This window comes from Trichocoleus sp. AS-A1, from assembly GCF_039962015.1.
GTDB lineage: Bacteria > Cyanobacteriota > Cyanobacteriia > Cyanobacteriales > FACHB-T130 > FACHB-T130.
This window is the reverse complement of the sequence record NZ_JAMPKG010000047.1, coordinates 21,359-36,591: the sequence shown is the minus strand read 5'-3', so window position 1 is coordinate 36,591 and position 15,233 is coordinate 21,359. Positions and strand designations below refer to the sequence as shown.

11 protein-coding genes, 1 tRNA gene and 1 pseudogene are annotated in these 15,233 nt (G+C 47.8%); 8 read left to right on the top strand and 5 right to left on the bottom strand.

Annotated features, from left to right (window positions below; genetic code table 11):
- Positions 1-100 (top strand): annotated as a pseudogene (locus NC994_RS24625) (IS982 family transposase); the annotation flags it as partial.
- Positions 101-117: 17 nt separating this feature from the next.
- Here NC994_RS24625 and NC994_RS24620 read toward each other — a convergent pair.
- The 4 genes from NC994_RS24620 to NC994_RS24605 all read right to left on the bottom strand — a co-directional run bounded on the left by NC994_RS24620 (position 118) and on the right by NC994_RS24605 (position 5,283).
- Positions 118-756: a PEP-CTERM sorting domain-containing protein gene (locus tag NC994_RS24620; protein WP_190432880.1), complete on the bottom strand. Its 639-nt coding sequence runs from the start codon at positions 754-756 to the stop codon at positions 118-120.
- A 665-nt stretch (positions 757-1,421) separates the two neighbouring features.
- A complete protein-coding gene (locus tag NC994_RS24615) occupies positions 1,422-1,634 on the bottom strand; it encodes a CHAT domain-containing protein (protein WP_277881121.1) in 213 nt (70 codons plus the stop codon).
- Positions 1,552-4,401 carry a CHAT domain-containing protein gene (locus NC994_RS24610; RefSeq protein WP_199299465.1) on the bottom strand — a complete coding sequence of 950 codons (2,850 nt, stop codon included), beginning with the start codon at positions 4,399-4,401 and terminating at the stop codon, positions 1,552-1,554. Before NC994_RS24610 ends, NC994_RS24615 begins: the two co-directional genes overlap by 83 nt.
- An 81-nt stretch (positions 4,402-4,482) precedes the next feature.
- Complete coding sequence (locus NC994_RS24605) at positions 4,483-5,283, bottom strand: tetratricopeptide repeat protein (RefSeq protein ID WP_199299464.1); 801 nt, start codon at positions 5,281-5,283, stop codon at positions 4,483-4,485.
- A gap of 192 nt (positions 5,284-5,475) precedes the next feature.
- Between NC994_RS24605 and NC994_RS24600 the strand changes: the two genes are divergently transcribed.
- The 5 genes from NC994_RS24600 to NC994_RS24580 all read left to right on the top strand — a co-directional run bounded on the left by NC994_RS24600 (position 5,476) and on the right by NC994_RS24580 (position 10,850).
- Complete coding sequence (locus tag NC994_RS24600) at positions 5,476-7,002, top strand: TM0106 family RecB-like putative nuclease (protein ID WP_190432879.1); 1,527 nt, start codon at positions 5,476-5,478, stop codon at positions 7,000-7,002.
- A 114-nt stretch (positions 7,003-7,116) separates the two neighbouring features.
- Positions 7,117-8,334, top strand: coding sequence for an esterase-like activity of phytase family protein (locus NC994_RS24595; RefSeq protein WP_190432877.1), 1,218 nt, complete (start codon positions 7,117-7,119; stop codon positions 8,332-8,334).
- Positions 8,335-8,511: 177 nt separating this feature from the next.
- Positions 8,512-8,585: transfer RNA gene (locus tag NC994_RS24590), tRNA-Asp, on the top strand.
- A 114-nt stretch (positions 8,586-8,699) separates the two neighbouring features.
- Positions 8,700-10,139, top strand: coding sequence for a glutamate--tRNA ligase (gene gltX / locus NC994_RS24585; RefSeq protein ID WP_190432876.1), 1,440 nt, complete (start codon positions 8,700-8,702; stop codon positions 10,137-10,139).
- 237 nt (positions 10,140-10,376) lie between these two features.
- Positions 10,377-10,850 carry a hypothetical protein gene (locus NC994_RS24580; protein WP_242030517.1) on the top strand — a complete coding sequence of 158 codons (474 nt, stop codon included), beginning with the start codon at positions 10,377-10,379 and terminating at the stop codon, positions 10,848-10,850.
- Positions 10,851-11,042: 192 nt separating this feature from the next.
- On the opposite strand, the gene NC994_RS24575 is transcribed toward NC994_RS24580, so the two are convergent.
- Positions 11,043-12,431, bottom strand: coding sequence for a TPM domain-containing protein (locus tag NC994_RS24575; protein WP_199299462.1), 1,389 nt, complete (start codon positions 12,429-12,431; stop codon positions 11,043-11,045).
- Positions 12,432-12,631: 200 nt separating this feature from the next.
- Between NC994_RS24575 and NC994_RS24570 the strand changes: the two genes are divergently transcribed.
- Together NC994_RS24570 and NC994_RS24565 are read left to right on the top strand one after the other, a co-directional pair.
- Positions 12,632-13,963 (top strand): homoserine dehydrogenase, encoded by a 1,332-nt coding sequence (locus NC994_RS24570; RefSeq protein ID WP_190432874.1) that lies wholly within the window; start codon positions 12,632-12,634, stop codon positions 13,961-13,963.
- Between the two features lie 32 nt (positions 13,964-13,995).
- Entirely contained in the window at positions 13,996-15,072 is a 1,077-nt protein-coding gene (locus NC994_RS24565; protein ID WP_242030516.1) for a M23 family metallopeptidase, read from the top strand.
- Positions 15,073-15,233 lie beyond the last annotated feature (161 nt).

Below are 15,233 nucleotides of genomic sequence, written 5' to 3'. Positions count from 1 at the left end.
CAATTTCTTGGTGAATTTGGTCTGTGGATTAATTGCCTATTGCCATCAGCCTAAGAAGCCCTCTCTCAATATCAATGCGTTTTTCCTCCCTTCGGCTTAACCCGAACTCAGGTTTCTTTAATAAGATTTTTGAGCAGTCTTCTTTAATAAGAAGCTCAGGCCTAAGACACAAAGACCTGCCATCGCACTGGGTTCCGGAACAGGATTGGGAGATGGAGCTTGACGAAGCGTCACAGTTAGCAGTTCTGGAGGAATATCTGTACGGAGAGAGCCAATAGTATCTTCTCTTCCGTAACCAATGCGTAATGCATAGTCGTTGGGGTCACTAGAGAGTTGATTGACTAAAGAAAAATTATCAAACCAGAGAACAAAGAAATAAGAGGTAGGAATGGGGACTGGATCCGGTAAATTTAAATCAAAACCTCTGAAAAAGAAGCTCAAACTAGAAAACTCTCCTGGCCCAATTCCACCGCCAAACCCCGCAGAAGTAGTCGCTCTAGTATTCACATTTGCCGTATCAGAATATGGAACTGGCGAACCGTCTATTTTAAGGTCTGATATCGCGTTTGGGAAGAAACCAGCGGTTGGAGAAGAATCCTGATCTGTCACCGAGGTATCTAAAGTAAAAGAAATTTCTTTTCTAAAACTTCTTAAAGAAAAGTCCAACAGAGCAGCTTCAGAGGGAGCTGAATTTATACTCATTGTGAGCAACGCTGCTCCCCCGACAATTCCTGTAAATTTTCTCATTAAACTCATAAAGTGTTCCTCTCATGCAGAATTAAGTTGAAGCCGAGAATGTAGACAGACCCAGCAGTTAGAATTCCTTGCGTACTAAGTTGCAATTAAAGGTGCCCTAGCCAGGTATTGAATACAACTCAGCCGTAAAAGGAAGGCTACTATTCTCCTCTGTGAATTTCTAGTAATTCCACGTAGACTTTACTGAAAAAATAAAAAGTATCCATATATAAACAGCTTATATATGTAAAGACTTATTAAATGTAATTTAATTAGAGTGACCTACCAACGGCTTGTCTAGCCATGAAAGTTAGTAAAAATGGGAGACTTGATGAAAAAACTAAATCACAAATGGACAATTTTTCTAAAGCTTGCCTAAGTATAAATACGTAAATTCATTTAATTCATAATTAAAACTTATAACTCGTTCTGAAATCAGTGGAGAGTTGAGCTTTATTCCAGCTTCATAAAGATTCAGTAGTTACGCAGTTGAGAAAAAAGGGGAGGTGAGGTAGAACTACTTAGGAATGAAGCCAGCGAAAGTCAACCAACCCGATTACATTAACTTCCTGATTGCAACGCAGGATTGTGCGAGATGCTGTTCGTCACTACTTGGCGGCTCCTTGTTTCATTCTTAAGCCAACTGTGTAACTCCTGAGGGAGCTAGAAGCGATACAGTTCGGTTGTTATTTCCACTCGCCTTGCAGCACGAAAGCTGCCCAGTAATAGGGTGCTTTCCATTCCGTTTTTTGCCACATTTCTATCTGTGCTGCTCTCAATGCCGCTGCTGGCTGTAGATTTTTTTCCAGCATTCCTTTATAAAATTTGGTCATTAACTCGGATGTTGCGCGATCGCTGACACTCCACAAACTCACTACCACTCGCGGCGCACCTTGCATACATAAAGCCACGTGTCAAGCCCACTAATCCTTCGCCTTTGACTTCTTCACCTAATCCCGTTTCGCAGGCACTCAGCACTACCAGTTCTGCTGGCAAGTTGAGATTGAAAACATCGTGCAGTCGCAAGAAACCATTCTGGGACTTGCCTTTTTCATCTAGCAGGGACAGCACCACCCCTGATAACTCTGGATGCACGCTATTAAGGATGCCATGAGTGGCAAAATGCACGATTCGGTACTGGCTGAGTTCTGGGTTGGTTGCATAGGCACGATTGGCAGCAAAATCGAAGGCTTGCCTGCGTTCTGCGGCTGGTACGAGGGATAGAATCTGCTCAGCTTCTTGCCGGGTAAAAGGTAGGCGCTTAAAAGTGACATCCGATTCTCTCGCGGATCTTGCTAAAGCTCTGAGTGCAAGCTTTTCTTTTCTATTCTGTCCGTCTGCCTGTCCCTTTACTTTATTGACTCGCTCATCGTCACTGCCGAAGACGGGATCGGCTAGCACCGCCACAGATTTAGCAGCAGGTTTGCGCCCAGCTTGTTCTTGTCTTAAAACGGCTAGCGTGGAGGCTGAGGGCAGGTTAACGATTTCGTAATTGACTAACAGGGGAGTCGATGAGGTGGAAGAACTTGCTTTGTTTTCTGTGCTTGACTGCGTTGGTACTGGTAACGCGGCAAAGGGGACATACTGCAATGCACCGTCGCTAACAATAAGTAATCGTTTCTTATCCAGTTTCCCAACCACTTGCCCCAAGAGCATCTGGCTGAGTTTGTTTACAACTTCGGTGCTAGCGGAAGCGAGTTCAACCGCAATGCCTCTTTGGTTATCGGTAAGCTTTCGGGTTTCCAAGCGATAGCCAGGGGTGTTCAAAAGTTCATAGAAACCCCGCGCCGCTAACTCAATTTCGGCGCGTTTGGGGAGTTCGTAGCTGGCGATGCCAGTTTTGGTGACAGCCCAAAGATAGCTACGTTCTTCGCCTAGCGAGTATTCCAAAAGCAGCGTATCGTCATCAAGAACCTGCTGCTGAATCTTTTCCAAGGTAAGGGGTTTTGGCTGAGTAAGGGCGGCATAGCGGGGACTTTTAGCGCGGATGTCAGCTTGAGCTTGCCGATACTCTTCTAAGAGATTTTCTCGTTCTCGTTCAATTTTCTCTAGCTGTCCTTTGGTGGGGTTGCCACTGTATAACTCAACTCGGCGTTTTTCAACAGCATCAAGTTTTTGCTGCAAGGTGCGCTCTTGTTGGAGCAGTTTTGGCTCAACTCCTTGCCGAATATTAGCGTTAGCTTCGGTGAGGAGTTCCAAAAGACTCCGGGCGCGGGCGCGTTCCGAGGCTTGCAGTGCTAGAGCATCGTACCCAATAGAAGGGTCTTTTTTGTGCAACTGCATCAGCACGTCGATGTAGAACTGGTAGTAATTCTGCACGGAGGCAAAGTAGGAAGTACGCAGTTCCTGGCTGGTGACTCTAGTGCGGATGTCCTCAACAATTTTGATGGCGGCTTCGATTTGGGTACGCGCTTCGTTGAGATTGCCCTTATCGCGTTGTGTAATCGCAACGTTATAGAGTGTATCCGCTTCTCCTGTGCGATCGCCCAACAACTGCCGCAGTTCTAGATCGCGATCGTAAGTTGAGAGCGCTTTTTCGTACTGCTTCAATGAATTGTATATCTTACCCAAGTTTCGCAGGGCGTTGGCTTCTCCTAAACGAAACCTTGCCTTCCGGTGTCTAGCCACTGCCTTTTCCGTGGCTTCCAGTGCTTTGGGATAATCTCCCGATGCCAGATATATCCTGCCCCTCATAACAAAGTACGCAGCTTCCAACTCGCTGTTAGTCTGTTGGCGCGAGAGTAAAAGGATTTGGTTCGCGGCATCAAACGCTTTGGGATAATCCTTCAATAACTCGTAGGGTACAACCATAGAAGCAAGTACAGTGGCTTGCAGCGAGAAATTGTTAGTTTGTTTTGCCAAAGCTAGCGCTTGATTGTGATAGTCCAGCGACTTCTGATAATCTTTCGCTTTTTGATAGACGCTGCCAATTTCCATAAGGGTCATAGCTCGCCTAGTGCGCTCGCCAATGCTTTTGAATATTTCCAGCGCTTGGTTGTATGTATCGATACTGAGCTGATTATCCCCTAATGAACTGTAGACTCTAGCAATCTTGTAAAGCGTGACGGCTTGATTATAATGATCGTTCACCCGGTGCTGGATATCCAGGGCTTGGTTGTAAAAGTCGAGCGCCTGCTGCGGCTCACCCATTGAATTATAGATATCAGCAATTTGACGGAGGGTAGAAGCTTCCCCTTCGGCATAGGACATGGCACGGTGCAGCACAAGCGCTTGATTCAAAAAGTTGAGGGCTTTCTGCGTTTCCCCCAATTGATCGTAGACAAAGCTGATGTAGTAGAGAAGCAACGCTTCCTTAGGTCGGTTTCCCGCCTTTTGGTAAAGCGATCGCGCTTGGTTGTATAAGTTCAGGACTTTGGCAGGATCGCCCAATCCATCTAAGTAGGCGGTGTCAGCAATACCCGTAAGAATCTCAGCTTGCTGAGAGAGGTTGAAGGTTAAAGCTGTTCCTGATAAATTTCTCTGTGCTGTTTGTTGGAGTTCCAGCGCTAGGTTATAGGAATCCCGCGCCTTCTGATACTGACCCAACCCGTAGTAGAGGGAGCCAATACTGCTGAGGATATCCGCTTGCTCAGCCAAATCCTTCCTTTCTCGCTGGAGTTCCAGTGCTTGATTGTAGGCGGCAAGCGCCTGTTGCGATTCGCCCAAGTTACGGTAGCGCAGACCGATATGCTGGAGTGTCTTAGCCTGTGCGTCGGTATCCTTCTCGGCACGTTGGATCTCCAGCGCTTAATTGTAGAAGTCGAGTCCCTTTTGAGTCTCACCTAAATTAAAGTAGACATCACCGATGTTTTTCAGCGTAATAGCTTCAGGCAAGGCTTGTTTCTCAGCTCGAAACAGCGATAGGGCTTGATTGTGATATTCGAGCGCTTTTTGCATTTCGCGCAAATTGAAATAAGCATGACCCAGGAGATCGAGCAGGGTAGCTTCCCCAATGCTTGTACTTACAAGTGCTTGCTTGTATGAATCGAGTAGCTTTTGTTGGTCGTCCGAGTTGGAGCCAGCATTATCGGTAGAGGCGCGAGCGATCGCGGCCTGAAGGCGGTTTTTCAACTCGCGCCTGACAGCTAACCCCCGCTCGAAATAGTCCAGCGCCTTCTGAGGCTCGTCTTGGTCAACATTGTAGATGGTACCGATGAGAGAAAGAGTCAGTGCTTCCCAACTGCGAGCCTCATACGGCGGAGCTTCGTTAACCGCCAATTGCTGCCAAATAGAGAGTGCTTCTTCGTATTTGGCAAGCGCTTGTTGCTGAGATTCTACCGTTCCTTGTTTCTCTAGTTGTTGTCCTTGCTTTATCAGTTGCAGTCCCTGTTCGTAAGTTTGTTGCTCATCAGTAGTCGTTGCATTTGGTGAGGAAGTCGCTGGCTGTTGGGCAATTGAAACGCTGGTTGCCTGTGCCCTCACTGATGACAACAATAGAACAGCTACAAATAACGCCAAACTACGATAGATAGAAGCTGAAAACGATATAGGAAGTAACAATAAGAGCAATCGCCACCCAATCAACTGCCGTTTGCTACGCTTAGCCATGCCTACACCCTCACGCTCAAAATCGCCACTACTCTAACCGATGGTGCGCTGTCAAAATCTACACGTAGGAGATGCGATAAATCGTATCTCTACAAGTCCGCTCTCGTCAGGCTTTGTCTGTCTAGTACCATTTAGTCTGAGTGCGATAAGAGCGATCGCGAAAGCTCACTCATTCTCTGTTAGCTTGAAGTCATGCTGCTAACTGTTAATATGTTGCGGCACTACCAACGTTGTAGTCGCCGGTCTTTTCTCGATTTATATGGAGATCCTACCCAGCAGGATTTTCAAAGTGATTTTCGCGCCAAATTGCAACAGGATCGGTATGCTCTCCAGCAAACCATTCTGGCGGGACAGACTTATCACAAACCCAATTATGCTTGGGGAGATTGGCACGCCGGTGCAAATGCCACGATTGCTTTGATGCAAGAAGGCGTTGAGCTAATTTACCGAGGCGTGCTTCTGAAGGAGGAAGAAGTAAGGATGGAGGATGAATCCTTCTTACACCTTCCGAAGACAGTAACGTTCGTCAGTTGTCCCGATTTTTTAGTGAAACAACCCGGACAATCAAACTTTGGCGATTGGATTTACGTTCCCAGTGACATTCATTTAGGTCGGCGTCCTAAGCTGGAATATCAAACGGTTGCAGCTTTTCACGCTCATCTGCTGGCGTCTGTTCAGGGGGTTTTGCCGGATACGGTTTGGCTGCGATTACGGGAAAAAAAGGCTTATGCGGTCAATTTGAGTAAATGGGTGCCGATGATGCAGGCACTTGTAGAGGAGTGTATCGAAATGCTCCTGTCTCGGCAAGAGCCAGAGGTGTTCATTACCCGTCAGCGGTGCAATCTTTGCCCTTGGTTAAATCACTGCTATGCGATCGCGCAAGAACAGCAACATCTCTCTTTGATTCCGGGTGTAACGCCGAGTCGCTATCAGCATTTGCAGACGCTTGAACTGACGAGTCGGGAGTCTTTGGCGAGTGTCAGTCCGGCTTTTTTGGAGCCAGTTTTGGGAGAGGAGGTAGCGCAACAGCTAGTACAGCAAGCGCAATCAGTAGTGGAGAATCGGGCGATGCTTCTGGAGAAACCTTTTGCGATCGCTAAAACCACTCAAACAGCAGAATGGGTGATGGACAATCCATCTTCTCTCCTTTCACCTATCGAACTTTACTTTGATATTGAAGCAGAACCGTCGCTAGAACTGGATTATCTGCTGGGAGTTTTAGTGGTAGACCGTCAAGCTAATACAGAAACGTTTTATCCTTTCTTAGCAGAACAACCCAGCGACGAAGAATTGGTTTGGCAGCAATTTTTAGATTTGGTTTGGACTTATCCTCAGGCTCCCATTTTCCATTTCTGCGACTACGAAATCCTGACGATGAAGCGGCTGGCTAAATGCTACAACACCCCGCTGGAGAGGCTACGTCCGGTGCTATCGCGCTTTGTGGATATCCACGAGTGGGTAACAGGGATGGTGACACTGCCCGTCGAAAGTTATGCTTTAAAAGCGATCGCGCATTGGTTGGGTTTTGAGTGGCGCGATGCGGGGGCGAATGGACAAGTGTGTATCTATTGGTACGACCAATGGTTAAAAACACGCGATCGCACTTTCCTCGACGCCATTCTGCGCTACAACGAGGATGATTGCCGCGCTACCCGTCACCTTAAAGACTGGCTGGTAGACTTTATACAGGATGCGGCTCATTTGGATGCACGGGAGTAATCTTCCAACACCCAATTTTTCCAATTCAACTCTCTTATAACCTTCTCTTAAAAAAATCTTATTTTTATGATGATACGGTGCTGGTGTAAATGGCTTAATTTAACACTGGCAATCATGAGCAAGATCGATAAATTTTTTACATCTTTCTGTTTTATTGGTGGATTAACCGCTGCACTTCTGACAGCACATCCCGCTCAGGCATTCAAAATAACCGGCGTCGATTACTTAGGACAATCCACTTTTCCGACTGGTTTTTCATTTCAGGGAACTGAATTGGGAGGGCTATCAGGAATTACTTACGATGCCAGTAAAAACGTTTATTACAGCATTTCTGATGACCGGAGCGAAAAGGCACCATCTCGGTTTTATACCCTCAAAATTGATATTTCTCAGGGTTCTTTAAAGCAGGGTGGGGTGACGCCTGTAGATGTAACGACCTTGTTGAATATAAACAATCAACCTTTTGCTCCTTTAAGTCTCGACCCAGAAGGCATTGCCTTAACTAGCAAGGGAAGTCTATTTATCTCTTCTGAAGGAGATGCGAACCAATTAATTAATCCTTTCGTTAATGAATTTTCTTTGGAAGGTCAGCAACTTCAAACCCTGCTAGTTCCTCAGAAGTTTTTACCAACAGCGGCTAAAGATAGCGGAATTCGCAATAACTTAGCCTTTGAAAGCTTGACGCTTACCCCTGACCAAAACTATTTGTTTACAGCTACAGAAAATGCCTTGGTTCAGGATGGTGCTGTCGCTGACATCAAGGTGGCAAGTCCTTCGCGAATCTTAAAATATAACCTCGTAACTGGGAAGCCGGAACAGGAATTTTTATACGTTACCGATCCAGTTGCCGCAGCACCCAATCCTGTTAATAGTTTCAAGACCAATGGTTTAGTAGATTTGTTAGCAGTGAATGAAGATACGTTTCTTAGCTTAGAACGGTCTTTTGCTACTGGAGTGGGGAACACAATCAAGCTGTTTGAGGTGTCTTTAGAAAAGGCAACCGATATTAGCAGTATTAACAGCCTCAGTGCAATCAACCTCAACACTATCAAACCAGCTCAGAAAAAACTGCTGCTTGATTTTGAGAAGTTAGGTGTGACGCTCGATAATATTGAAGGTTTGACTTTTGGCCCTGATTTGGCGGATGGGCGAAAGTCGCTGATTGTAGTTAGCGATAACAACTTTAGCCCGATTCAGTTTACCCAGGTACTCGCCTTTGGAATTGGCACCAAATCAGCGGCGCATCGTTCTGTCCCAGAACCTTCGGCACTCGCAGGCTTGGTATTTGCAGCACTTGTGAGCATTAAAGTCAAGCGCCGCATTCATAGTTAATCCGGACAATATCGCGCTAAGATGCAAAGACGCCAAATGAAGCAACGTTTTAGCATCTTTGCGCCTTGGCACGAGACCAAAAAAGCCGTGTCTACCCCACCACTCGCAAGGGAATGAAAAAAAGGGGTTGACAAATCCAACGAGACTCGACATAATCGTTAATGGCTCGGAAAACAAGGGACTGTAGTTCAATTGGTTAGAGCACCGCCCTGTCACGGCGGAAGTTGCGGGTTCGAGCCCCGTCAGTCCCGTAAAAAGTAGTAGAAAAGTTAGTAGGGGTTAGGTGTTGAAACCTGCCCCTACAATTATTAGCAGCTACAACTAGCAGCTACAACAAATATAGAAACCTTTTGAGAGAATCTGCTGTGACCGTTAGAGTTCGGATTGCACCAAGTCCTACTGGGAACTTACATATTGGGACGGCGAGAACCGCTGTATTTAACTGGCTGTTTGCTCGCCATCATGGCGGCGAGTTCATCCTGCGAATTGAAGACACCGATGAAGCGCGATCGCGCCCCGAATATACTCAAAACATCCTTGATGGTCTGAAATGGATGGGCATGACCTGGGATGAGGGGCCATTTTTTCAATCCAAGCGCCTCGACCTGTACCGCAAAGCCATTCAAACTCTGGTAGAGAAGGGCTATGCTTATCGCTGCTACACCAGCGAAGCCGAACTAGATGAATTGCGGACAGCGCAAGCAGCAAGAAAAGAAGCTCCCCGTTATGACAACCGCCATCGGAACTTGACGCCAGAACAACAAGCGGCTTTTGAAGCCGAAGGGCGTCGTCCGGTGCTTCGCTTCAAAATTGATGATGACCGGGAGATCTCCTGGAACGATCTGGTACGCGGCAAAGTTAGCTGGAAAGCCAGCGACCTCGGCGGCGATATGGTGATTGCTCGTGCCTCAGACGATTCAGTGGGTCAGCCGCTGTACAATTTGGCAGTGGTGGTGGATGACATTGATATGCGGATCACCCATGTCATCCGGGGAGAAGACCATATTGCTAATACAGCTAAGCAAATTTTGCTCTATGAAGCGCTGGGAAGCGCAATCCCGGAATTTGCCCATACGCCATTGATTTTGAACAAGGAAGGCAAAAAGCTCTCGAAGCGGGATGGCGTCACTTCCATTTCCGACTTCCAGCAAATGGGCTACACGCCTGAAGCCTTGGCGAATTACATGACATTGTTGGGATGGACGCCCCCAGATTCCACTAAGGAAATCTTTACTCTGCCAGAAGCGGCTCAACAGTTCGGCTTTGAGCGCGTCAATAAGGCAGGGGCAAAATTTGACTGGGATAAGCTGAATTGGCTTAACAGTCAGTATCTGCACAAGATGCCGATAGATGAGCTATTAAATCAGCTGATTCCCTACTGGCAGGCGGCTGGATACGAATTTGACCCGATCAGCGATCGCCCTTGGTTAGAACAGTTAACCAGCCTGCTGAGTGCCAGCCTGACGCGCTTGCAGGATGCAGTCGAGATGAGTCGGATATTCTTTAGCCAGACCGTAGCCTACAGCGAAGAGGGACTGACTCAGTTGCAGCAGGACGGCACCGAAACCGCTTTGCAGGCGATTCTGGACGCCCTGGAAAATCATCAAACTTTGACAGCAGAGGGTGCCCAAGACATCATCAAACAGCTGACCAAGGAGAAGAATCTGAAGAAAGGATTAGTGATGCGAAGTTTCCGCGCAGCTCTAACTGGCGATTTGCATGGTCCTGATTTGATTCAATCTTGGTTGATCCTGAATCAGCGGGGTCTGGACAAGCTACGTTTACAGCAAGCCCTAGAAAAGTAAACTGAAAATCTTCTTTCTTTTTCTTTTGCAAGCCTTCTCAAGCTCAGCCTGAGAAGGCTTTTGGCTTCTTCTTTGGAACTTCTTATGGGATACTATCGTCACTGCTACAACTAGAGCCGTTACATAATCGGTAACAAGGTGCCGTTTTTGGAAGTGAGGATGTACAAACCCGTACCCAATTTAGGGGAAAAATCGGTAGGAAAGTCCCTCTGGGCAGGCATCACAACCATAGCCCTGATGGCGGTAGGAGTGTTGAGCCTTTCGAGGGTGCAAGCCCAATCCGTACAATCCCCGCCCATATTCGAGAATGTCACCCTCGGTCCCCGGTTTTCGCCCGATCCGTTGACGATTCGGGGTATCAGTGGCGGCGAAATAGCGGCCCAAAAAATTGCAGGTCGCAGCGAAACCGCTACCGGGCCATGTGTTGGTTTTACGGACGATAAGCCCGATCACACTGTAGTTTTAACTTCGTTTTTCAACTTTCTATCCATCCAAGTGCAAAGCCCAGAAGACACTACCCTCGTGATCAAGGGACCTGGTGGCAGCTGGTGCAATGATGAGTATGAAGGCAAAAACCCTGGCATTGCTGGTCAGTGGCAGCCGGGAACTTACGGAATTTGGGTGGGATCTTACGATAAAAGCAAATTCAACCCCTACATTATCAAAATTACTGAAGTCAACTTACTCAATCCTGGCCCCTTCCGGCGTTAATTAGCGCATTTTTTACTTGCGTCCAATGCACTTTTCGCGGATGAAGGGCGACTCTAGTTGCGGTTCTGACTGTGTTGGAATACACACTTGGAACCTCACCCCCAGTACCCTCGCCGCCTGCGGAGAGGGGGAAATACAGTTGAATCCTTCCCGGAAAAGCGGGGTGCGATCGCTACCAGCCCCTACCAGTCCCTACCAGTCGCTACCGGCACCGCCACCGCCACTGCTCCCGCCGCCAAAATCACTGCTACTGTTGCTACTACCGCTGTCAGAACTCCAGCTATTGCTGCTATTGTCGCAACTGCTACTGTTGCTAGTGTTGTCGCTACTACTGTCATAGTTGCCGGTGCTATAGCTACTGGTATTGGTATCTGAACTAAAGTTGCTATAGCTGTCGTTACTTACGGTATAGAGATTGCTAGAACTCCTGACGCTAATGTTAGGCGTGGTGGGACGTGGGGGAGTCAAAGAGGGAATGATTTCCTCTGTTTCCCGACAATCAAAACAGCAGTGACATTTATGGGTAATCTGGCGAATACCTTCGCTGTAGATTGTCGGAGATTGCAGAATCCGATCGGTGCGTTCGACAGTCAGTTCTTGGCAGATGGGACAGTTACTAAATTTGTTGATTGTGGCAACGTAGGCGCGAATATGGATTCCCATTCCGGTTAGATGAGGATGACATTTGGGACATTGCCAGCCTTCAAATTCGACGCTACCGAGATTTTGTGCCACTTGTTCTGCTGGGGTGAGATGGGGCAGCACTAAAACGGGGTCTAGTTTTTGCATGGGTTGCTGGCAATGAGCGCAGCGTAATTGCTTTTCGCCTCCCCAAAGTTTGTAGCTACGCGATCGCCCTTCTGGTTCAATTAGTACGGGACGATTCAACCAATTCACTAAACGCCGAATTATCAAGACGAGAACACCGCCACAGATGGCGATCGCAACTACCACGACTCCGGCAATCGCAAATACTTCCCAAGGAATCCCCATGTTGGGATTTTGTTGATTTGCGGCAGCATTGGTTGGCAGTTCACCCGCTTTCAACTCTACAATCAGTGCTTGCGTTCCCGCCAGGGTGCCACCGTTAAAGTCACCCTGCTTAAATCGCGGTGCGATTTCTTGTTGGATAATTTTGCTAACACGCGCATCGGGGAGAATCGACTCGATACTGTAACCCGTTTCGATTTCTACGCGACGTTCCCGCTGAGAAATCAGCAGCAGCACCCCGTTGTCCCGCCCTTTCTTGCCAATGCCCCAATAATTAAATAGCGCCGTAGCGAACGCCTTGGGAGTAGCAGAAGGTGAAGTCTCTGGCACCGTCACTACCGCGATTTCACTGCTATTTTTTGCCTCTAAATCTGAGATGATCTGGTTGAGTTGTGCTTCCGTCGCCGGACTGAGCATATCTGCCATGTCTGTCACCCAGCCACCATTGACTTGCCGGGGATTGGGAACTTCCTGAACGGTTAAAGCCTTGCTGACGACTGGGAAGGCAGCAACAGTGAAACTCGCAAAACCAGCAAGAGCAATTTGTTTGAGCATAAGCGATCGCAACTCAACAACTGTAATGGGTGCCATCACCTCTAGAATGTCTCAGGTGGATCGGCAATTCGGTTCACTCTTTTGCTCAGTTTTTGGCTCACTGTTCGGGGCGATGATGGGAAGGGTGTTGGTAGCATCCCCTGTGTTAGCATTGCCAACGCGATGGAGGCAGAGCCGAAAAGCTAAATTACAAGTAAATTACAAGCGCTGTAGAGTTAAAATTCAGGATAACGGTTGTGGCTTTTAAAATCGGATTACTGGGACTGGGGACAGTCGGCACGGGTACGGCACAAATTTTGCTAGATCCGCAAGGGCGTCATCCGCTGCTGCAAGAAATAGAAGTTTATCGGGTGGGAGTGCGATCGCTAGATAAGCCCCGACTCGTAGAAATGCCAGAAAGCTTGCTGACGACCGATTTGGAATCGATTGTCACCGACCCTCATGTAGACATTGTGGTGGAGGTGATGGGAGGCTTAGAACCGGCGCGATCGCTTATCCTCAAAGCGATCGCCAATGGTAAGCACGTTGTCACGGCAAACAAGGCGGTGATTTCTCGCTACGGCGATGAAATTTTTACGGCGGCGAATCAAGCAGGCGTCTATGTGATGCTAGAGGCAGCCGTTGGGGGCGGCATCCCGGTGATTCAACCCCTGAAGCAGGCGCTAAGTGTCAACCGGATTCATTCGGTGACTGGCATTGTCAATGGCACCACGAACTACATCCTCAGTCGGATGCAAACCGAGGGGGGTGAATTTAACGAGATTCTGGCAGATGCCCAGCAGTTGGGCTATGCAGAAGCCGATCCAACGGCTGATGTAGACGGTTTAGATGCTGCTGACAAGATGGCGATTTTGGCTTCCTTAGCGTTTGGGGGACGCATCAAGCTGCCAGAAATATACTGTGAGGGGATTTCTAAGGTCAGCGCCGCCGATATTGCCTATGCGGAAAAACTCGGCTTTACGATCAAATTATTAGCGATCGCTAAACAAGATGTACCGGCACCGGAGAAAGAAACTCTAGACAGAGAAACGGGAAATTTGGCGTCTCTACAAGTCAGAGTTCATCCAACTCTCGTACCCAAAACTCACCCGCTTGCCAGTATCAGCGGCGTCTATAACGCAATTCTCGTAGAAGGCGAACCGATTGGGCAGGTGATGTTTTACGGACGTGGGGCGGGTTCCGGGCCGACTGCCAGCGCCGTTGTCTCGGATATTTTAAATATTGCTGCCATTTTAAAAAGTGGTGGAGATGTTGCCAAACTGCATCCACTATTAAGCTGTTCCCATCAAGATTACTGCGCGATCGCCCCGATGGAGGAGCTAGTTACGCGGTTTTACGCTCGTTTCTTGACACGGGATCGTCCGGGCGTTATTGGTAAGCTGGGCACCAGTTTTGGCAACCATCAGGTGAGTCTTGAATCTGTGGTGCAAACCGGCATCCACGGCGAACTTGCCGAAATTGTCGTCGTGACTCACGATGTCCGGGAAGGCAACTTTCGACAAGCCCTGGATGAAATTCGCACGTTAGATACGATAGACAGTATTCCCAGCATTTTGCGAGTTTTATGAGGAGACAAGTGGCGAAAGATGTAGAGAGGCGAATGAATACAGCTTCCCTAAAATACAGCGATCGCTCCTGTTTTATCCGCTTTGGTTTAAGCGCAGCGGTGCGTCAGCGCGGGGGTTGGGGGAATCTCAAATATGGCATCAAAAAAGCGAACGGATATTGCGATCGCATCTTAGAAATGTTAGGAAAAAAGCAAAAATTCAGTTTTTTCTTCCTCCTTCCGGTTTCTTTTTGCCTTTTTTCGGCGGTATTTTCAAAATCCTCTGTAGCTGAAGACAATCTCGCTGTACCTACCCTTTCATCGCCTCCTGCAACTGAGGGGAAGGGTGACAAGCAAATGTGCCCGCCCCCAGCGTTAGAACGCTTGATTCGCCACAAAGTTGCCGCTGGTGAAACTTTAGAAAGTATTGCCAGCCAATACTTTCTCATTCCTGCTACTTTGATCGGCATCAATCCGTCTTTGCGACAAGGCAAAGCACCCGTAGGGGCAGAAATTTTGATTCCGCCTTACAATGGCATTCGCGTCGAAGTTCCGGCTAGGAAAACTTGGCAAGATGTAGCCAAAACCTACCGAATTCGTGCCGATGTACTCTATGAGGCGAACGGTTGCCAGAAAAATCCTAGAGTTGTATTCATCCCTGGGGTAAATTGGTCGCCTGCAAGTCTGGCTGGACGTAACAACCGAAAACTAGCCCATTATCCCTTACCCGCAACGACAGCGATTGCACTGGGTTATGGTTGGCAGCTAAATCCTCGAAGCAATCAAGTTGCTTTTCACAGCGGTATTGATTTGTTGGCAGAAGTCGGGACACCCGTGCTAGCAGTGGATAAGGGAACTGTAGCCTTTATTGGCGATCGCGGAGATTCTGGCAATTTAGTCGTTATTAATCATCCGGGAGGACGCCAAACCCGTTATGCTCACCTTGCAACCATTGATGTTAGTCGTGGTAAACAAGTTAGCCAGGGGGATGTCCTGGGAACAGTTGGTACCACAGGACTCCCTGACATAGATAAACCCCATCTGCATTTTGAGTTGCGCTACAACTCGAATTTAGGCTGGGTTGCACAAGATCCACAACCCTATCTTCAGCAAGTAACTGTTAATAGATAATCGGGAATCTGTGCTTGCAGCTAGTTTGACTCATCCCATTTCTGTTTTGACGCACTACATACAGCTCACCCTTTTTTGAGGGTAGGGGATATTTAATGTAGAGCATCATCCAGAAAGATTTGTCTTAACCCGTCAGTAAGATTTCTTTATGCACAGAAGGC

What these genes read in the sequence shown, in the direction of transcription:
- NC994_RS24620 (WP_190432880.1), bottom strand. Translation starts at nt 756, where the DNA reads ATGAGTTTAATGAGAAAATTTACAGGAATTGTCGGGGGAGCAGCGTTG.
- NC994_RS24575 (WP_199299462.1), bottom strand. Translation starts at nt 12,431, where the DNA reads ATGGCACCCATTACAGTTGTTGAGTTGCGATCGCTTATGCTCAAACAA.
- NC994_RS24600 (WP_190432879.1), top strand. Translation starts at nt 5,476, where the DNA reads ATGCTGCTAACTGTTAATATGTTGCGGCACTACCAACGTTGTAGTCGC.
- NC994_RS24580 (WP_242030517.1), top strand. Translation starts at nt 10,377, where the DNA reads ATGGCGGTAGGAGTGTTGAGCCTTTCGAGGGTGCAAGCCCAATCCGTA.
- NC994_RS24595 (WP_190432877.1), top strand. Translation starts at nt 7,117, where the DNA reads ATGAGCAAGATCGATAAATTTTTTACATCTTTCTGTTTTATTGGTGGA.
- NC994_RS24605 (WP_199299464.1), bottom strand. Translation starts at nt 5,283, where the DNA reads ATGGCTAAGCGTAGCAAACGGCAGTTGATTGGGTGGCGATTGCTCTTA.
- NC994_RS24615 (WP_277881121.1), bottom strand. Translation starts at nt 1,634, where the DNA reads ATGCAAGGTGCGCCGCGAGTGGTAGTGAGTTTGTGGAGTGTCAGCGAT.
- NC994_RS24565 (WP_242030516.1), top strand. Translation starts at nt 13,996, where the DNA reads ATGAATACAGCTTCCCTAAAATACAGCGATCGCTCCTGTTTTATCCGC.